This is a genomic window from Acinetobacter sp. ACIN00229 (genome assembly GCF_016106645.1).
Classification (GTDB): Bacteria; Pseudomonadota; Gammaproteobacteria; order Pseudomonadales; family Moraxellaceae; genus Acinetobacter; species Acinetobacter oleivorans.
This window is the reverse complement of record NZ_JADWOM010000004.1, coordinates 88,128-106,731: the sequence shown is the minus strand read 5'-3', so window position 1 is coordinate 106,731 and position 18,604 is coordinate 88,128. Positions and strand designations below refer to the sequence as shown.

The 18,604-nt window shown below is 41.7% G+C and carries 21 protein-coding genes; all 21 read right to left on the bottom strand.

Annotated elements, in window-relative coordinates; translation table 11 throughout:
- Positions 1-125: 125 nt before the first annotated feature.
- The gene (locus tag I7H67_RS04835) at positions 126-2,615 is read right to left on the bottom strand and encodes a phage tail protein (RefSeq protein ID WP_198307233.1); all 2,490 of its coding nucleotides are present in this window, start codon (positions 2,613-2,615) and stop codon (positions 126-128) included.
- Complete coding sequence (locus tag I7H67_RS04830) at positions 2,616-3,038, bottom strand: C40 family peptidase (RefSeq protein WP_198307232.1); 423 nt, start codon at positions 3,036-3,038, stop codon at positions 2,616-2,618. It abuts the gene before it with no gap.
- 11 nt (positions 3,039-3,049) lie between these two features.
- Positions 3,050-4,813 (bottom strand): GDSL-type esterase/lipase family protein, encoded by a 1,764-nt coding sequence (locus tag I7H67_RS19625; RefSeq protein WP_227602528.1) that lies wholly within the window; start codon positions 4,811-4,813, stop codon positions 3,050-3,052.
- 60 nt (positions 4,814-4,873) lie between these two features.
- Complete coding sequence (locus I7H67_RS04815) at positions 4,874-5,731, bottom strand: DUF2163 domain-containing protein (RefSeq protein ID WP_198307231.1); 858 nt, start codon at positions 5,729-5,731, stop codon at positions 4,874-4,876.
- Positions 5,728-6,381 (bottom strand): DUF2460 domain-containing protein, encoded by a 654-nt coding sequence (locus I7H67_RS04810; RefSeq protein ID WP_198307230.1) that lies wholly within the window; start codon positions 6,379-6,381, stop codon positions 5,728-5,730. The genes I7H67_RS04815 and I7H67_RS04810 overlap by 4 nt, the downstream gene beginning before the upstream one ends.
- A gap of 10 nt (positions 6,382-6,391) precedes the next feature.
- Complete coding sequence (locus I7H67_RS04805; RefSeq protein ID WP_198307229.1) at positions 6,392-9,175, bottom strand: phage tail protein; 2,784 nt, start codon at positions 9,173-9,175, stop codon at positions 6,392-6,394.
- 68 nt (positions 9,176-9,243) lie between these two features.
- Complete coding sequence (locus I7H67_RS04800; protein ID WP_198307228.1) at positions 9,244-9,819, bottom strand: hypothetical protein; 576 nt, start codon at positions 9,817-9,819, stop codon at positions 9,244-9,246.
- 76 nt (positions 9,820-9,895) lie between these two features.
- Positions 9,896-10,120, bottom strand: coding sequence for a hypothetical protein (locus I7H67_RS04795; RefSeq protein ID WP_198307330.1), 225 nt, complete (start codon positions 10,118-10,120; stop codon positions 9,896-9,898).
- Positions 10,121-10,155: 35 nt separating this feature from the next.
- Positions 10,156-10,476, bottom strand: coding sequence for a hypothetical protein (locus I7H67_RS04790; RefSeq protein WP_198307227.1), 321 nt, complete (start codon positions 10,474-10,476; stop codon positions 10,156-10,158).
- A gap of 6 nt (positions 10,477-10,482) precedes the next feature.
- Complete coding sequence (locus I7H67_RS04785) at positions 10,483-11,250, bottom strand: hypothetical protein (RefSeq protein WP_198307226.1); 768 nt, start codon at positions 11,248-11,250, stop codon at positions 10,483-10,485.
- A gap of 62 nt (positions 11,251-11,312) precedes the next feature.
- Positions 11,313-11,756 carry a hypothetical protein gene (locus I7H67_RS04780; protein ID WP_198307225.1) on the bottom strand — a complete coding sequence of 148 codons (444 nt, stop codon included), beginning with the start codon at positions 11,754-11,756 and terminating at the stop codon, positions 11,313-11,315.
- Positions 11,749-12,231: a hypothetical protein gene (locus I7H67_RS04775; protein WP_198307224.1), complete on the bottom strand. Its 483-nt coding sequence runs from the start codon at positions 12,229-12,231 to the stop codon at positions 11,749-11,751. The genes I7H67_RS04780 and I7H67_RS04775 overlap by 8 nt, the downstream gene beginning before the upstream one ends.
- Before the next feature lie 7 nt (positions 12,232-12,238).
- Positions 12,239-12,430: a hypothetical protein gene (locus tag I7H67_RS04770; RefSeq protein WP_198307223.1), complete on the bottom strand. Its 192-nt coding sequence runs from the start codon at positions 12,428-12,430 to the stop codon at positions 12,239-12,241.
- 9 nt (positions 12,431-12,439) lie between these two features.
- The gene (locus I7H67_RS04765; protein ID WP_198307222.1) at positions 12,440-12,823 is read right to left on the bottom strand and encodes a DUF4054 domain-containing protein; all 384 of its coding nucleotides are present in this window, start codon (positions 12,821-12,823) and stop codon (positions 12,440-12,442) included.
- A gap of 9 nt (positions 12,824-12,832) precedes the next feature.
- Positions 12,833-13,210 carry a hypothetical protein gene (locus I7H67_RS04760; RefSeq protein WP_198307221.1) on the bottom strand — a complete coding sequence of 126 codons (378 nt, stop codon included), beginning with the start codon at positions 13,208-13,210 and terminating at the stop codon, positions 12,833-12,835.
- Positions 13,211-13,222: 12 nt separating this feature from the next.
- Positions 13,223-14,203, bottom strand: a complete 981-nt coding sequence (locus I7H67_RS04755) for a major capsid family protein (protein ID WP_198307220.1) — start codon at positions 14,201-14,203, stop codon at positions 13,223-13,225.
- A 3-nt stretch (positions 14,204-14,206) separates the two neighbouring features.
- The gene (locus I7H67_RS04750; protein ID WP_198307219.1) at positions 14,207-14,677 is read right to left on the bottom strand and encodes a hypothetical protein; all 471 of its coding nucleotides are present in this window, start codon (positions 14,675-14,677) and stop codon (positions 14,207-14,209) included.
- A gap of 18 nt (positions 14,678-14,695) precedes the next feature.
- Entirely contained in the window at positions 14,696-15,892 is a 1,197-nt protein-coding gene (locus I7H67_RS04745; RefSeq protein ID WP_198307218.1) for a DUF2213 domain-containing protein, read from the bottom strand.
- Between the two features lie 49 nt (positions 15,893-15,941).
- The gene (locus tag I7H67_RS04740; RefSeq protein WP_198307217.1) at positions 15,942-16,478 is read right to left on the bottom strand and encodes a hypothetical protein; all 537 of its coding nucleotides are present in this window, start codon (positions 16,476-16,478) and stop codon (positions 15,942-15,944) included.
- Between the two features lie 31 nt (positions 16,479-16,509).
- On the bottom strand, positions 16,510-17,319 hold the full coding sequence (locus I7H67_RS04735; protein WP_198307216.1) for a phage minor head protein: 810 nt from the start codon (positions 17,317-17,319) through the stop codon (positions 16,510-16,512).
- Complete coding sequence (locus tag I7H67_RS04730) at positions 17,264-18,598, bottom strand: DUF1073 domain-containing protein (protein WP_198307215.1); 1,335 nt, start codon at positions 18,596-18,598, stop codon at positions 17,264-17,266. Before I7H67_RS04730 ends, I7H67_RS04735 begins: the two co-directional genes overlap by 56 nt.
- Between the last annotated feature and the right edge of the window lie 6 nt (positions 18,599-18,604).

Genomic DNA, 18,604 nt, shown 5'->3' with positions numbered 1-18,604 from the left:
TAGAAACAAAGTTATTTATTCGAATATCACATTTTGATTGACTTAATTTGTAAACTTACATAATTCACTCACCATATACACCTAACAAAAAAGCACCCCATCGGGTGCTAAGTAACTAATTTAAATTAACCTTCAGAAGTACTCTGAGTAATCTGATTTGTGTAGTTCCAGACTGTGTTTTCCCATACATCACGTACAGCGACACGAATGTAATATGGGGTTGTTGGTTGTAAGCCTCCAAAAGTAGTTGTTAAATCTGTGCCGGTCCACGAAGGCGGTATTTGTGTAGGATCGAAATTAGAAGTCGTGCTGAGCCATACTGCATAATCTTTCAGGTCTGGCACTTCGCTCGGTACCCAATTCACTGTAATAGAATCTACCGTTGCAGCTGTATAAACATTTAGGAGTACTGGCGGTACCGGATTACTAATACTTAGTTCAGCATACGTGCTGATCTGGTCGCCGTTCTTACTTGCTACACGGATTGTATAAGCTCGGCCTATTCCATCAGTTTTAGCCTCTTCAATCGAATAGCTATAATCCGTATTTGTTGTATCAACTTCACGAATCATTGCACCATTCGACCAGACTTGTACCCGATAGCCATCTGCACCGCTTGAACTTTGCCATTGGACTTTAAAGGTAGAACCAACAAACGGCGATTGAAGTGATAAGCCCTTCACACCCGCAGGACGTCCACCCGATAAGGTATAGCTATAAGCCGTAACTTCATCAAGTGTTTGCTCTTTACGTTCTAGGCCATTAAAACTGGTGAATTTTAAGAAGATCTGTTTACCCACTAGATTTTCATTATATGGATATACAAAAATAGCCCGATCAAGGCGTACAAAAGGTTCACCAGCGCTATGAATCTGAGCATCGTCAAAGCGTCCACGCAGAACATCACTTAAGGTATAAAGACCAGATCCGTTTAATGTGGCTACCTGATAATTAAAATACTCGTCACCGACTTTACAAAGCGTTTGATCGACTTGAGCATCTTGTAAGGTGCCGCTGAAGATTCGACTTGCTGTATTAAGCTCAACTTGAAAAGTGGTATCATCTGCATCAATGGCCGTTACAAGTTGACCATATCGTGCGGATCCATAAATAGTCCCGATCATTTCATAAGTCGTATTATCAAGGCTGGCCCAAACGTTACAACCACCCCAATTAATGCCACCTGACACAGCCACCCATACTTGATTCTTTCCATCAGTTAAATCTAACGGAGGTTCAAAGATAGCTGGAGCATTCACATTACCTGGCTCTTCATTACCGCCTTGATAACCATTAGAAGCTTGTGAATCGTATTCAATGGCAGATCTTGAACCTACGGCAAGTTCCTCAGCCGTGATAGTTAATTCACCGAACTCATCTTCCTCAATACGTGTAATACGTACAGGAAATTGATCTAAGCCTAATGCTTCATCTGTGATAGTGACGATATCCATAGGCTCTAACCGGCAGTACTTCCAACCTAAGGTAAACTCGTATTCATTACGCACATACAGCAATCGTTGTAAGCGAAGCTGCGCCGCATGGCGGGCTATTTTGGGTTCACAAAAATAATGGCTTTCTACTGGATCTTCAGTCCTTAAACCAAACATCTCAATATTTGCTTGGTCCTTGGCTTCAGTCGTTTCTGTGTTGTACTGATTGTATCGGTTGATGTATTCAATCTGCACATGATTATAGGCATCCGTATCACGGCTACGGCGTACTCGTACCGGCTCATCGTCACTAATAAAATCATCATCAGTTAAGTGATAAACAGGCGTGAGATCCGGAGTAAAGGTAACGCCATTTCCTGTAATTGCAGAATCACCAAATGAACGGATCTTTAAACCGTCTGGACTTGGTACCACAGCACAATTTACAGCTTCTACAATCTCGTTGATTGTTTCATAGGCTGCCCGTTGCTCTGTAAAGGCTGGGCTGATTAAAAGATTGGCAGCTCGGCAATAAGTGCGGAACTCTTCTAAATCAGCCATGTTTAAATTTGGTGCTGCCCCATGGCGTGGATGCGTAATAAAGTCTTCAATCACATCAGCCGGGTTAGCATCGTCAATAGTTTCTGACAGAGTAATTGTGCTAATCACTTCAAAGTTATGATTTGAAAGGCTCGCACTATTTCCCATCTCATAATTAGCACATGCTACATATCCCAAAAATGGATAGTTAATTGCCTGATCCGGATGCTTTGAAACTAACCACCCCCACGGAGGGTTATTGTTCCCATCATATAATTCAAACTTTAGCTGGTCGATTGGATCTAGCGTAATAGAGCCTTCCAGCTTAGTTATGTACTGATCTTTATCAACCCATATCAGACCAATCTTTTTAATCTGGTTCTCACATAACCCCAGCATGAGTGAAGCACTATAACTAAATGTTGTATTGCTGGTTTTAGTACTCCCCCCCTTACCGCCTGATTTCTCAACAGTAGTGTGAGGCGTTGCTAAGAAATCACCGTACCAAAACATATTGGCAGCTACACGGGTTTTGCCATAAACCAAAGGCTGACACAGCCCGTAAGCTGATTGTTGAATCCGCATAGAGTTAATACGGGTATCAGTAGTACTAATCGTGGTACCGCCAAATAATCCACCCATTTATTTAAGCCTCTTCATACGAAAAAACCCGGCAATTCGCCGGGCTAAACTTCCTTTAGTTCCATCTTGGATAATCACTCCCTGATGGAGATAACTGTGAATGACCTGCGGCCACTCAATGACAATTGCGCCATGACTAATGCACTTGCCAAATTGATATAAAACGATGTCACCCGGTTGTGGTGGTCCTTCAACTGGATCACATACACCTAAGATAAGTTCTAAATAACGCTGCCCCATCTGATGCAGGTGCCAGTCTGGAGGATATGGCCGCGGATCCAAATGCTCCATGAGGCCTACTTTCTCATAGACCTCACAAATCAAAGTACCGCAATCCACACCAACACCCTTAACACGTCCTTGGTGATGATATGGTGTACCTAGCCACGTAAGCGCCTCTTGAACTGCTTCAATATTTTTCATGATTGATGGCCTTATTTAGCTGCACTTAAAATTGGTTGTTCTAGGCGGTTCGCATACCAAACTTGGCCTTTATCACTTGGGTGCAATCCATCAGGCATTCTTTCACTTCTGAAAGTTGCATTATCATCTGGATGAAAACCAAAATTCTTGTGTCCGGACCAAACAGGGACACCGTAGTAATCACACACATCTACAATCGCTTTATATTTCTTATCAATATCCTCGGTTGCTCCGGTTGGTGTAAACCTAAAACCAGTTCTCGGAATTTGTGAAATAAACAACATGCGAGCATTCGGATATTTACTTTTTAAGCCAGCAATCAACACATGAAGTGCACCATAAAATGTTTCATTTGTGCGATCCGCAAAAGTACCAAGATTTCCATTCACTCCATCAATACGGTCATTTGTACCCGCAGCAATTGTGATTAAATCAAAATCCGCATCATTAGGCAGTGATGTATATGACTGCGATAGAATAGGAGCAGGACCTACAGCCCCCGTTCCTGCAATGATCCAAGCCCCAGAAAAGGCATGTTTAGTCAGTGTTGCACTGTAACGGTCTGCTAATACATTTGCATAACTACGATTATCAGTATTGTTTAAACCGTATGTGATTGAGTCACCAATTGCAGCCCATTTTTTTCCCGTTAAACCAGTTCCCGGTATTTGAATAGCTGCAATTTGCTGGGCCAAGTAGTCCGTAATATCAGTAGTTGCTACTTTCTTCCATGCCCCCCCCCATGTTGAACCTAGTGGCTGATAATAAAATTCACCCGTCCATGTCACAAAGATTCTATGGGTATAGTAACCAGCTCCAGAACCAATATTTTGGAAAATCCCACCGCGTGGTGTAGGCGGTCCGTTCGCACAAGTTGCAAGCACCGTATCAGTGATTGAGTAAACACCCGGAACATTAAATGCATTAAAGTCGATTGCGGAGGAAACAACTTTCGGCTTTAAGTCAGAAGACTTAACATATGTATCCCATGCAACCCAAACGTCTTTATAGGTTCGTGAAGTATCTACATTATCGTATGATCTAAAACGCTGTGTTGTAAGATATTCACCCCCTGAACCCTCTACAACAAACGTCCCTCCCGAAAGGACTGGCGGTCTGTTTGTACACTGCAAAAGAATTGCTGTTGTTATCGTATAAGTACCTGAAGCCTTATAAGTATTAAAATCAATTGGCGATGTAATTGGTTTGGCTTTTATATCGCCAGCTTTAATCACGTTTTCCCAAGAGCTCCAGACATTTGTACGCGTTCTAACGGCCTCTTGATTGTCTACTGTGCAGAAACGCTGCCGAGTAAAGTAATCTTCTCCAGAACCTTCAACTATTAAAATTCCCCCAACATTAAAAGGAGGCTTGTTAGTTGCGTTATTAAAATCGTTATTTGATATTTTGTGCTGACCGGGAATAATCTGTGTATTGAAATCTATCTGACCAGACAAAGTGGCCGCTTTGAAATTCGGATTGGCATTAGCAAATGTCTTCGCTTGATCTAGATCACCTAAGTTTGTAACTTTCCAATAATTCCCATCCGCAGAACCAGCAGGTTTATCCCAAAACCAGACCTTTCCTGTGTCTAAAGCTTTAGCGTAACTTTGGCTTTCTGCTGGTCTAGTGGCTGTTAATAGTGCGGTGGATGAGTAAGAAGGACTTTGCAATTCAATTGGTTTTACAAAATCAATAATTACGCCCAAATTAGTTTTAAACTGGGCCTCTGTGACCGTAGGCCCAATTAAGGCATTTTTATCAGGAAGTGCCATAATATATTTCCCAAATAAAAAACCCTGCGATTTGCAGGGCTTTGATTGAATATAAAATTGTTAAATTGAAGTTTCTGGAACTGGGACGAACGGCGCACCACGAAAGCGAGCACGGTTATTAAAACGATTCGTACAGGTATCAAGACGCTTATCGCAACCCGGATAAACACGGATTGCTTCGCCAATTTCTGGCATCTGTAGTAACGGTAACGTTAAGAGCAAAGAACCAGCTTCATGTAAGCGCACAGTTCTTTTAATCCCAATATTTACTCCTTCTAGAAATTCCACAACACCTTGGGTAAACCAGCCTTGAGGTTGACTTAAATCACAAAGTATTTGGCTAGGCGTACTTTTTGCTGCAATTGTCGTATTAACTGCAAAATCAGCACTTAATAAGCCACAAGCACTATCGAACAAGGTGTTTAAGCATCCTGGTGTATACAAGTTTCTTGGCATTTGAAGTTTTAAATTATCAACATCTGAAACTACGCTTGCATTAATTACATATCGATCAAGTTCTGGCTCAACAATCCGTCCTTCAAACAACACAATAGTGCCGGCACTAGTATCTGTTGGCGTATACATATCCATAAATATGCGTTCCAACTTAAGCCGAGCGCCGTCTAATATGCCGTTGTGAAAAGCCTGAGCTACAGGCACATCACCGAATTTCGTGCTTTCATTTGTCTCAATCGTGATTGATAAATTATCGACTTCAATACCTAAAGAAAGACTAGTTCCATCTCGGCTTATGATAGGACCATCAGCACGAAATTCTTTCCCCTGTACCGTCAAACTAAAATCATAACTTGTATAACAATACTCAATGCCCTGAATTGTTGTGATGGTATAAAGATCGGCCATGATGAACTGATCAGCATCAAGCAAGGCGATAAGTTGTGGTGATGCTTGTCTCATATCTTAGTTCCTAAGGATCCGATTAACTCGACCTTTCCAGCCTTCCAAAGTTTGTGCATGAAGTTGACATACTGCTGTGTGTCATCTTTAAAGCGGCATCGATAATAGAAAGTACCCATTACATTTACTTCTATACCCTCTTCAATTGGTTCTGAAAGGACGTATTTACCGTCACTCGTTACCTGAGCCGATGCGTTATTCCACATAAGCTTTTCTTGGTTTGAGTTCCACATGGTTTTAACCGGTGTTTGATTCCACATATTGGGATCAACTTCACCAATAATCTGCTCCTCGGTATTACCAAGGGGCAATTGGCTTGTATACATATCCTTGTATAACTGGAATGAAGTCGCGGTCCCGTCCCCAACAAATGTGCAGTTAAATTCATTGTCCTCAGGCATCTTATAAAGAAATGAATCAAATGCTCCACGACGTTCTAAATAAAACCCTTGTAGTTGCTGCAATTCTTTTCTCCCCTTATTTTCACGCAAGAAAGCGTAAGACAACGAGATTTCATATTTCGGTGCAGCCTGAAAGCTCGCACGGAGCTCTCGGCCATTAATTGAAGTCATGATCTTGGTATTGAACATGGGGGTTAATGAGGTATCCCACTCAAGACCGGGTAATTCTGGAAATAAAACGTTAGACACTTACACCCCCTTATTTACCATTCTTACCGAATCCACGCGCGTAACTATTTAATCCACTAGCGACCGCACGACCATTTCTCTTTAATAATCGTTCAATGCTTTTTGCATCTACTGCACTAATATTAATGGTCGGTCCCGCACCTCCGCCTTCAGCTGCTGCAGCTGCTCCAAAACTTGCACCGCTACGCATGGCTTTACCCATTTCACGAATGGTATTTGCATGTTGTGAAGGTAAAACCATTTCTTCTTCATGCAGCTGGGTAACTGGATTTACACCTGATGGAATGTCGTAACCGCCTCGAGCAGATTTGATCTTGCCAGCTAAACCAGCAACTAAACCGAACGCAGCAGCACCCGCACCTACGGCAAGAATTGGTCCTATGTATGGAATAGCAACCATAGCTTTAAATGCACCTGCCATAGCTTCCCATGCCGACATCATGATTCCCTTGATTGCTTCAGCTGCTTTTAATCCCAATCGAGCTAAACCACCAGCAGCAGTAACACTGGTACGTGTTGCTTCTCCTGCAATTGTTGCTCCCGTTTGAGCCGCTTGGCCAGATGCTTCGGCCGCCGTTTCAGCACCAACGAAACCAAGCTTTCGAGCTAACTTAATCGCTTGGATTCTGAGCCAGCCTTGAAGCTCTTTAGTAGCTGATTGCAATGCAAATGCGCCCATATCGGCTAGAACGGCTTTAGTGGCATTACTCCAAGTCAAAGTACCATTCATAAGTGACTGAATGCCCTGATCCCACAAGTTAGCTAAACGTGATGTGAACCCACCGAACTTAGCCTCAAAGTCTTTCATTTCCGCATCACTGATTAAACCCATAGATTTAGTATCAGCAACTTTCTGATCTGTCTCTAAGTCTGAAATGTTGTTTGTGATTTGGTTTTGATTACCCTGTTTGCCTGTAATACTGGTTTGCTCGTTCTCAAGTGCTAAACGCTCTAAAAGACCTTGCCGTTTAATTTCACGTAATTGATCTTCGAGCTGTTTCTCTAATTGAACTTTGCGAACATTTGAAATTTTCTTGGCATCAAATTCAGCTTGGATCCGTGCCGCTTCAATTTCATAAAGGCGCTGTGCTTGCTGTTGATAATTGTCGATCTGTTCTTCACGAGCTTTTTTGTATTCCTCAAACTCTTTTGAACGTATAGCAATGATCTTGTCTGAGGCATCCTTTTCGGCTTTGACTTTGGCAGCGGCTTTTTCATCGGCAGTCATCTTAGATTTTTCAATCTCATCTAATGCCTTTTGTAGATCTAAAGCGATTTTCTTTTCTTCAGATGCATATTTATACCGAATATCAGCAAGTGCTTTAGCTGCTTGTTCAGCTTGGCGCACAGCATCAGATTTACCCTGCTTTGCCTTATCCGACTTACCTCCATCTGGATTGAGTGCCTTATTTTGTCCGATACCAGAAGTAACCCCTTTACTGCCACCTCTACTACCAAGTTGAGCATTTTGGATATCTATTTTGGCTTGAGATAAACGATCAAATGAGGGTGTTCCACTAAAGATATTAGAAGCTGAATTAATTGCGGCTTTGGTGGTACCAGCAATATCAACCACAGTATCTTTGGTTTCAGTCCAGATTGCCTTCACGCCACCAGCCAGAGCCTTACCTTTAGCCAGGATCCCATCCGCATTTACAAAGTTTACGGCAGTACTTCCAATAGTCCTTAGATTACTCATCACACCAGACATTAAACGCACAAGATTTTGTAATCCAGCTCCAAGCCCTACAATAACGACTGCCACGCCCTTGGCAACTGAGCCTAATGTCTGAATAACTCCGGTAAATGCTCCACCTTTTGTGGTGCCATTCATAAAATGACTAATTACACCGCTTAAAGCTGGCATCACTGCTTGAGCCAATTGATTTTTTAAGCCGGTGTACTGCATTTGAAGTACTTCAGTTTGAGCCTTTAATTCAATGGATTTTTGAATTGCCTCTTCACCAGTAATAATCCCTGCTTCTTCCATAGCAGACTGGTATTCTTTCCAAAGCTTACCGCCATCTTGCAAAATCGGGATTAATCCAGTGAGATCCGAGCCCATGCTCTCAAGATAGAAAGACATTTGCTGCTGATTGACTCCAGCTTCTTCCAGCTTATCTACATAAGTCTGTAAGGCTTCCACACCATCCATCTTGGACATTTCTTCAGCGAGTTTTTTAGCACCCTCAGCGCCAGACTCCGTTTTAACGGCGATTTGCTCAAAAAAATCTTTAGCCCCACCAGAACCTACTGATGCAAACTCACCGATCTTTTCGTTGAAGTCTTTCATCATGTCTGAGAGTTTTTCTTGTGAAAAACCTAATGTTTGTGCCGCGCCAGATAATCCCTGAAATGACTGTATTGAGGTATTTGCTAAGGCTGAAAATTTGGCGAGTTCAACATTATTATTAGCTACTTCAATTGCCAATGTTGCTAAACCCGCTGTAGCTGCTACGGTACCACCTACTGCCAGCCCTGCTACTGCACCCGCAGCAACTAGTGCACCACCACGCAGAGCTCCTAATTTGGAAGTAATACCATCAAAAGCAGAACCTAATCGTGACCCACTTAAAGCATCTCCAATCTGTTTATTAAACCCGTCTGCAATTGATTTTGAAACATCATCAAATTGGCGTTTAATGCCCGAAAGATTAAACTTAAAGTTCACACCTTTAGTAGTATTTTCGATTTGCTTGGCAGAATCACTGACAATTTTTTCAGCATCATCCATGCCTTTTTTCAGCTCAGAGGTCTTAGCACCTACATGAACCTCTACGCGGTTATTCGCCATTTCAGTTTTCCTCAGGCATAAAAAAACCCACTTCTTAGAGTGGGTTCATATTAAAATTTAAAATAACTTTAAAATTTCAGACGTATATTTTCTTCAGCTTTTTTAGCCTTAAGATATTCATCAAGATCTTCTTGGGTTACTTTAGAAATATCAACATAACTAAGCGAACCGCTTTCCAGATCAATATTATATTTTTGAGATAAAAGCTTATTATAAAGCGATCTACTTGAACCAGTCTCAGAGTTTAAAAGCGTGCATAAATGACCAATAATCGCTAAGTCTACTTCCGATTGCTCTCCCTTCACAAAAGCTTTCAATTGCGCATCTCTAAATATATCTTGTGTTACTTCCCTAACAAACTTTTTATATTTCGGACTATTATCTTCAGCGGCTAACTGAATAGTTTCAAGAGGTACGGTAGTATGCCATAATGATTTTCTTAGTTCACAAACAAAGACTAAATCATTGGTTTTTAGATCTTTTGTTGCTTTATTTTTTATTAATTTATCTATTTTATAAGAGTTGCTTTCATATTCCTTTGAGTGTTCATTTCTGTCATATTGCATATAAAGATAATTCCCAACTATATAAAGAATTGCAGAAAGAGCTAATACAAGAATTCCTATTAATATTTTATTAATCATATTTGATACCCTATAAACGTATTAACAAAGATACCAAATTGATTATTTAATGTCTCTTAAAAACTCTTGGGCGGTATTAACCGCCCTGTGGAAAATTGCTTAAAACCTCAATTAAATCGTCATCGTTTTCTGATTCAGTATTAACTGGCTGACTTTCATTAATTCCCGTAAAAGCTTCCAAGATACGGCAAAGCCTTTGTACTCCGATATTTGTGGGAGGGTTACTTTGCTGATACGCACTTAATGCTCTTAATCTAGGCAGATCCATTTCATTACGTACATAGTCGTAATCTTTACCTATGGTCAGCACTAAATGCGTGTACAGCTCCTCCCAGTTTATTCCCCCAAGCTTTCACCTGCCGGTTTACCTGTACCGGTATATTCCAAGCCTGAGGTTTTAGTTACTAGTGATAAGACCTCTTCCATGTTAGCCATATCTAAGAGCTCATCCGAAACATAGTCACGGGTAATATCCGGATAATTTCGCTTTAAACAGATATGAGCCATGTCTACAATTACGGACACAGGGACATCATTTGAGCTTAACTGTTCTTGAAATCGCTCAAGAGTTCCTAGTGGAGCCGGAGCAAAAATCCAAGTCTGACCAGCAATTTCTTTACTATTACCACGCGGGTTTTCAACTTGCTTAAATTGCATCTGGCATTACTCCGATAAATCGATTTTGAAAACACGGTTAAGATCATCAGCCATAGGCTGGAATTCAAACTCAGGAATATCGTAATCGTCCTGTTTTGAACTAAATCCAAGTTTGTTACTGGTACAACGGAAGAAATTCATGTGCATGAACTTGCCTTTGTAGTCGCGTTGCAGGTCAACGGCAAACTCAGGGGTATAGCCCATATCTAAGTTAGATACGGTGATTGATTTCGCACCCGCCACCATTGCTGAATAACGGAAGTTAATAAATACCGTTTTACCTGCATCGGCTGTCGCAAATGTATAAGCACCAGTTGCCGCATCTACACTGTATTGACCTGTTGTTGGTGCTGAAGCTACACGTTTAAGTGGGATTGCTTTCGCATCCGTTACGCCTAGATCCTTTACGTACGTACCGCTATTAGGAACAACCGGAGTAACTGAACCACCAGCCGGAATAACTTCACCATTAATGGTTTGTGATACTGTTTCAATTCCACCCTCAGCAACCACGCCACCAAAGAAAATGGAATTTAATAAGGTTCCGTTAATTCGCCCGAATGATGCTTTGCCTTTAATTGAGCCTTTACCACGTGCAGCATCTACGGCGAACTGTCCACGGCCAAAGAGTTCTTTTAAATCGAAACTAATATCGACACCAACAGACTGTAATACCCCTACTTCTACAGGCGTAGGATTACTAATCGGTTGCCCATAAACATCTTGAATCGGTGTAGCAAAGATCTTGCCGGCACCAAATAAATATTGAGCCATTTATTTTGACCTCTCTAAAATGACAAAACCGCCATCGAGGCGGTCATTAAATGAATGTTTTGTTAATTGGTGGTGAGAATCCGGATAGGAATAATTGCAATCGCCTGATCATCCAGCATATTTTCTACTGCTTCATAAACTTCGATTGTGCCCTCGATCCAGCAATGCTCTACCAAACCACCTAAGGTTTGATATTCGCTGAAATCCGGATGGTCTGGCTGAATAGCTTCACGTACACGATCGATGAAAATATTCATCTGTGATGATGGAGGTTTAGCTCTATCAACCTCATGGATATAGAGATAGACCTCAGCGGCTAGTTCAACTTTTGAATCTAAACCATGTACTGGTACTTCTTGCTGATTACCTTGAGTAATAAACATGGCTGGTCGTTCGTCTGGTGTCACATTATTAAAATGACGTAAACGGCGACTTACCGTAACCAATCCTTCTACGTTTGTACTTAACCGATCAAATAACGCTTGATAGATTGCTTCGCTATTCACCTGCTAAACCTCGCTCAATTGCTGCATCAATATTTTTTGGCACAATCTTGGCCACAATATCCAGTGAATCACGCATGAAGCGTAACTCTCTAAAACGAACATTCCGTGAGTGAGCCTTAATATTGACTTGAACCGGTGATATAGGTCGGCCAAAAGCCTGCTTAATAGTTCTTAAATGGGCTTTAACCCCCAAAGAACCATTTAAGCCAAACTCATGAGCAAAGGCATAAGGCACCAAAGCACCGCCAGCTCCTACCGTTCCCTCTATCGAATCCTTATCCTCATCCACTTTGGACGAAACGGAACCACGTAAGCGGCCAGACTGAACTTTTAGCCGTTGACCACTCAACATGTCTTCCTGAACAATCCGCTGTAAGCGCAAAGTAAGAGCGTTAATCGTGCGTCTTATTTCAAACCTAACGTGATTATTCATCTCATCAAAGTTGACTTGCTTATCAACACGATAATCGCTCATAGCTTAATTACTCTTTAGCAGAGGCTGTCGATTTCTTTGGTTCAACCACTTCGACAAAACGCTCAAAACCTAAGGGCTTTAAAATATGGATAATGTCATTATCAGATTCTAAAACGCCGTTTTTGATATCTAGGTTTTGACCAGCAATAACGATTTTGGTTGGCTTGTAACCTTGGGGTGCCTGATATTTAAAAGGCATGGGATTCTCCTATACAACAAAAGCACCAACGCCTAAACGATTAGGGTTTGTACCTTCATCATCGATTGGAACGGAATTTTTTAACGCAAGGTAGCGCTGGCCATACATGCTTAGATCATAGAAAGCTTCTTTCGATGATCGTGAATAACTCACACTTTGGCCCGCAATTGTCATACTCGAGGCGGTACCAAAAGCAGCACCATTGCCGCTAACAGTACCAACTTTAAGAATGTGTGCTGCATATAGACCTACAGCACGCTCCTTTAATGCACCAAACTCAATTTGAGATACAACCAAATCTGCTTCTTCTAATGCATCCTGAATCTTTGCATCAGACAAATTGACTAAACCCGTATCCGTAGAGAATTTCTGGCGAAACGTTTGTACGTCCATAGATCCACCTTATTCCTTAGCCTGATCTAACTTCGCCTGTAGCTGCTCAAGTGTTTCATCATCACTGAACGTTACTTCAAGCGCTGTTAATTCAGCTTTCACGGCGGCCAAAGCAGCTTCATCTGCTGCCTTAGCAGCGTCACTGGCTGCATCCGTTTGCTTGCTACCTTTACCACCACGGCCGCCTGTTTTACCTGCTGCTTTTGGTTCTTCATCTGGGATTTCCTGAACTTCAAGCTCACCTTTTTCAACGAGTGATTTAAAGGCTTTACCTTTTGAAATACGTGTGAGATCCGCAGCACTAACTTCCACAGTTTGACCCTGACCAACTTGAATCCCATCAAAAGAAAAAGCGGCCTGAGAGCCGCTGTAAGTAATTTTTGGCATGTTTAGTTTTCCTTATTCAACATCGTAGTAGCGGAGAGAATCGACACGTTTTAAATAGACACCTTCATACATATAGTGACCTGGTGTACGCATCACATAATTGATAGGTTGAGCTGCCAAGAATTCCAGTTCATTACAACGGAAAGTAATGCAGCCTGGATCACGGCGATAAATAATGCTGCGGTCTGTCCCGCCTTCGCCTTTACCCTCAAGCGTACTTTCAGAAGTAAACATTAGTGTCTTACCTTGCATTGCAAAGGTGTTCTTTTCCTTAATGTATTCAAGAAAAGTCTTACCTGCTGAATCTGGAACGATACGGCTAGCGAGAATAGTGAACTTATTCTCAGGCATCACGAAAGTATCAGGCTGAACACTGCTATCAAACTTAGATGCATTGGTAGCGCCTTTAATTGCCTTGTTAATGTCTGCAAGAACCGCTTCAACTGTAGCTGTTGCATAATCTAATGTTGAAGTAATGACCTCTACACCTGTCTGATTATAAAACCCCAGTAACCCTGTTTCAGGTTCACCAAACCAAGCCACATCACTCATGTGGTTTTCATAAGCCAGACGAGCTGCTGCGACTTTGTCAGTTGTTAGCTGGATACCGGCTTTTAAGGCTGCTGCAGCATCAAAAATACTGATTTCATAACCAATAACACCAGGCTGTACGGTGAGTTTCACTTCGTCATACATCACTTCTGCTAATGGCACGTCATTACCTTGACCTGAGAAGCGCTTACCACGTCCTACACCTTTCTTACGCTGCAAGACACTTGCTGAACCAATAACTGCACCTTCTAAGCCTTCGATTGGTAAATACTTGGCATATGCTTGAGCTTCAGCAAGTTGCGGTGTCATTTCATCAATTGATTCAAGCTTTAACAGCAACTTGGCAAAGTTATCTAAATTAAAGGCATCACCTACAGCAATTTGCACCCCATGTGCAACGGCCGATAGACGAATTTTCATCTGTTCTAATTGTTTTGACATTGATTATGCTCCACGTAATCGAAGGATTGCCAAGCCATCTGGACCCGTAATAGTTTCCCATGAGGCATTAGGTAGTTCTGTCGAATCTAATGCTGCAGAAGAAAGTGATCCAAGCGGCGCTTGCGCTGTAGGGTTTGCGGTACGCACATATACCTTTGCATTGATATCAATCACTGGTGCTGAAGGCTTCACCCAAATAGAACCAATTTGCATGATCGGTGCACAGTCTTTCGCTTGATAGGCTTCTTTACCTAAGGCGTTTTTTCCTGATTTGACGACGTGTTGTAAAACCACCACACCAAACTTTGTATTAGTAGCACCAGTTACCGCAGTAACAGTCTTGCCATCAGTGGACTGAACCACCACTTCACCGTCACTTATCACGGTATTACCCGCGACTGGTAAAGATAAGATTTCTTCAGGCATGTGCAAACGAGCACGCATACCCGGAATAGCTTGAGGGGTTAAAGACATTCTCTTTTCTCCAGTTGATTAGAAGCTTTGTTTCCAGGCTTCTTTTTTGTTGTTAGGTTTAGGTTCCCCATCCTCTGGTTTGCCATCGCCTGCTTGAATGTTTTGTTGCTTATGCAGTGCATCACCTACTGGATTAGATGGGTGTGTACCTTTCACAGCAGACAAAGCGCGGAAAGTTGTATCGATCTGATCGGGCTTTGCATCCCCTACTGATACGCTGCCCAATAAAGCAGTTACTAAAGCATCACCCGCTTTAGCCGCAATTACATCGCGCTTGATTTGCTCACATGTGCAGCCTTCAGTTTTAACTGTTGGCACCAATGCTTTAGCATCGGCAATCACAGCAGCACGTTCTGTTGCCGCTTGTTCAAGCTTTTCTGGCGTCATCTGGTTCTTTTCCAGATCACCGACTTTTTGCTCAAGCGTAGTTTTATCGGTATGCAATTGATCTACGACCGCTTGAACAGCGTTCAATTCATCACCGATAGAAAATTGCTTATCACCGACTTTAAGCTTTGCAGCTTTTAAGTTATCGATTTGCTCTTGCTGGATCTTTAATGCATCTGCCAAAGGCTTGTTATCGCCAATGTCAAAACGCATACCGTTTACAATTACTTCCATTGTTTTCCCCTCTGGTGGAGTTTGCTTTTGGTCACCGATACGGCAATCACCACCACAGCGACCGTATTTAACGAGTGCTACATGATTGCCAATAAAGTTAATAAATTTTGCTTGGTACACTGTGCCGTCTGGCGTAGTACCCTGTTCTAGAACTAATGTGGCTCCATAACCCAGCGACATTTCTAATCGCTCGTTGTTCTGGATTAAATCAATGCTGTCTTTATCTTTAATGAGCAGATCACCCAATAGATATTCGCCTTCTTGGCGGACATTCTCACAATAGCCAATGTGGTAGTCCTTCCAATTAGCAGCATTAATTTCATTCTTAGGTGGGTGATAATCAGTAGTGTCTACCCCATCCCAACTTTTGATAGCTTCTGATTTAAAAAGTTCTTCTGCAGGTGTGTAGACGTTAATAGTCTGATCTGCTGAAAAGCCTTCTAAGTTTGGAAACTCATATGCATAGTACTGGCGTACCTGAGGTGCTTTACCCAAGCGAACGTTTACGCATTTCAAATAACCTTCTGGGGTAAATGAGCGTGTGGATTCACTTGGAGCAAAGTCACCTACCTTAAAGCGGTAAATGTTTTTCATAAATTGCGCCCAATAAAAAACCCACCGAGTGGTGGGCTTGTGATCTATCTTAGATATCTATGGGTATTCCTGTTCTAATCAAATACTCAGAACCAATGAATTCAGGATAAAAGAAAAAATCTTGTGGCATGTCCTCAAATCCTCGTAATAGAATCTTTCCATCCATACCTTGATATTTAGTACTGAGATATGTTGGGTCTAAAATTATTCCCCCTGGCAACGTTAACCAGCAATGTAAATTTATGGGCAAATTAGCTTGCCCTAACTCTAATTGTTTTAGCCTTATATCCATAGGCTGATAAAACTCCTTCACATTATTATGAATTACATGCCCAATTGTTATTAATGCATATTCCACTTTGAAAAAATCGTTAACAAAGTCTTTAAGCCAATGTGACACTTTAAAGCAGTTACCTGTAACTCCCACATTCTTTTTTAAGCGATTTTCTAAAAACGATAAGAAATCATAGAAATCACTACTTAATTCCAATCTATTGTGATCTAAAGAAAAGTCTTTAGAAATCAAATTAAGCTCTTTACTATGCTCACATGCTTTTGTTAAACATGAAATGTAATCTAGTTTCAATTTTATGTTTTTCGTAATTAAGATAAAAAGACTATACCAAAATATCCTCGTAATTAGGCAATGCAGTACAACGACACCGTATAGGCTGACCAGGATGTCCACCCGCTGGAGGGGAATCCCATCTAAAGGTTTGGCCTTGCTTATGTTGATGGTCTGGCCTTACACGCTCATCTTTAGCCGTTTGCCATGTATATGTCTCAACACCCATTGAAAGCTGTCTGGCTTTGTTGATCTGTCCATTGATCTTACCCATCTGATCACTAGCAATAAGCCGTGCACGAAAATCTGTAGACTGCCCTAATGCCTTAATCTCTTTAGCTAGGTCTTCATTAGTTTGACCAGTCTGCAAAGCATTCGTTATTAATGTCTCTAACTTGTCTGCATATTGCTGAGGAATAGACTTAATCAAACTAACGTTTGAAGTTATATTGAGGTCTACTTCGTCCTGAATATCTGCAGCACGATAGAACGGCGTGAGATCCACACCAATAATCGTTTTGGTGTGCTCTGCAATTTGCTTGTCCACTTCCTTTTGGGTGTCAGTCACAACCTTTGTAGCTAACGGTCTAGAAATCTCAACCACATACTTTGTCAGCTTCTCTCGAAACGAAGCCATCATGTCGGAGAACCATGCATCACCGATATTCTCGCCAACCGTAGGAATAACTAATTCCTTTGTTTGTTCCTGACAATATTTAGATATAGCTAGCAATTGCCGTGTGTAATAAAGCTCTACACGGCGATTTACTTTTACTGGTCTAGGTTTAGAAGCCTTACGGCCTTTCTTACTCTTCTTCGCTTGCTGGAGGTGTGGTTTCAGCATCTGAATGATCGTCGACATTTAACTTCACCATTATTTCTAGCTCTTTGATATGAGCTTCATCAATCACTGAATAAACGCCATCGATCAGCAATTGTCGGGCTATCTGTGGCTCGGTAATAATGCCCATTTCTAAATACTTGGCATCTCGTTCTGAATTGGCTTTCTCAACTTCTGAACGGACCTTAGCATCTAACTGCCACAATGGATTAAAGACAATACCCAGATTCGGGAACACACGACCGAATGTAGTCTGGCAAATAACATCTAGAATCTGCATCATGAAAGGCTTAAGCATCCACGTTTGCTTGGTTGATATGCTGTCGTAATAGTTCCGTGTGTCATGCTCACCTGTAGCATTCATACCTGCAGGTGATTGACCGAAAAGAATGGTATACGGAATATCGGCAGCACCCGCAGTTTGAATTGAGAATTCCCGCATCATGTCCGGTAAACCGGCAAAGTTATAAGTCTTGGAGTCGTAGTCCTCTTCAGCATCCAGCACGATCATGCCATTTAAACCTTTAAGCAATCCGACACTAAGAAAACGTTCTGCTACGGCTTTCATATCCTCTTTGATTTTGTCCACTAGACCAGGTGTTTTAATCACATCAATTTTTGATTCATGAACAAGACTCGCTGAACCCTTTTTAACGGCAGCATGGTCTAGCAGATCCTCATATACTTCCTGAAGAATACTTTGCGGCTCTTCATTCACGACATCAGCATGGCAGAATTTAATTAAACGGCTATGGTGAATGCGCTGTGGAGCCTTACCATCCATTTGTAGTTTGTAGAACTCAGGTTGCTTTAATAAACCGCCGCAAACCTTAGGTGATAAATACGTCGTCGTATCTGGCTTAATGTACTTTTTCTTGAGTACTGTAAAGAACTCTAAACGACCTACCCCTAATTTCTTTAAATCAAATGGCTGCTCCAAATTACCGCCATCTACTGTCCCTAACAGCACATAAACCACGCCATATAGACGCGATAAGATCAAGCTTGATAAAAGTACCTGGTTCAGTTGAAAAGCTTTACACGCCTCTTCTAGTTTGATTAGGTCTCTATCTTGAATTCCCTCATAAAACCAACCAGCCCGCAACATGTCACTTGCTGGACGGTTCACAATACGTTTGGCCAACCAGTGTTGATATACAGCTTCTAGCTGGTCGTCAGGAATTTCTTTCTGAACAAAATGACCATGTGAAGCCTTATCACGGCTGGTACCAATATTTGAGACAAAGTTTGTGTATGCCCCTGCATCGCCAATTGCATCGGGCTTTTTAGTTTCAGCCATAATTTC

Bases quoted from the DNA above. Each gene is read 5' to 3' on its own strand.
- I7H67_RS04830 (WP_198307232.1), bottom strand. From the start codon at position 3,038: ATGAAAAATATTGAAGCAGTTCAAGAGGCGCTTACGTGGCTAGGTACA.
- I7H67_RS04735 (WP_198307216.1), bottom strand. From the start codon at position 17,319: ATGTCGACGATCATTCAGATGCTGAAACCACACCTCCAGCAAGCGAAG.
- I7H67_RS04760 (WP_198307221.1), bottom strand. From the start codon at position 13,210: ATGCCAAAAATTACTTACAGCGGCTCTCAGGCCGCTTTTTCTTTTGAT.
- I7H67_RS19625 (WP_227602528.1), bottom strand. From the start codon at position 4,813: ATGGCACTTCCTGATAAAAATGCCTTAATTGGGCCTACGGTCACAGAG.
- I7H67_RS04775 (WP_198307224.1), bottom strand. From the start codon at position 12,231: ATGAGCGATTATCGTGTTGATAAGCAAGTCAACTTTGATGAGATGAAT.
- I7H67_RS04805 (WP_198307229.1), bottom strand. From the start codon at position 9,175: ATGGCGAATAACCGCGTAGAGGTTCATGTAGGTGCTAAGACCTCTGAG.
- I7H67_RS04800 (WP_198307228.1), bottom strand. From the start codon at position 9,819: ATGATTAATAAAATATTAATAGGAATTCTTGTATTAGCTCTTTCTGCA.
- I7H67_RS04790 (WP_198307227.1), bottom strand. From the start codon at position 10,476: ATGCAATTTAAGCAAGTTGAAAACCCGCGTGGTAATAGTAAAGAAATT.
- I7H67_RS04745 (WP_198307218.1), bottom strand. From the start codon at position 15,892: ATGAAAAACATTTACCGCTTTAAGGTAGGTGACTTTGCTCCAAGTGAA.
- I7H67_RS04815 (WP_198307231.1), bottom strand. From the start codon at position 5,731: ATGAGACAAGCATCACCACAACTTATCGCCTTGCTTGATGCTGATCAG.
- I7H67_RS04765 (WP_198307222.1), bottom strand. From the start codon at position 12,823: ATGGACGTACAAACGTTTCGCCAGAAATTCTCTACGGATACGGGTTTA.
- I7H67_RS04770 (WP_198307223.1), bottom strand. From the start codon at position 12,430: ATGCCTTTTAAATATCAGGCACCCCAAGGTTACAAGCCAACCAAAATC.
- I7H67_RS04835 (WP_198307233.1), bottom strand. From the start codon at position 2,615: ATGGGTGGATTATTTGGCGGTACCACGATTAGTACTACTGATACCCGT.
- I7H67_RS04785 (WP_198307226.1), bottom strand. From the start codon at position 11,250: ATGGCTCAATATTTATTTGGTGCCGGCAAGATCTTTGCTACACCGATT.
- I7H67_RS04755 (WP_198307220.1), bottom strand. From the start codon at position 14,203: ATGTCAAAACAATTAGAACAGATGAAAATTCGTCTATCGGCCGTTGCA.
- I7H67_RS04730 (WP_198307215.1), bottom strand. From the start codon at position 18,598: ATGGCTGAAACTAAAAAGCCCGATGCAATTGGCGATGCAGGGGCATAC.
- I7H67_RS04750 (WP_198307219.1), bottom strand. From the start codon at position 14,677: ATGTCTTTAACCCCTCAAGCTATTCCGGGTATGCGTGCTCGTTTGCAC.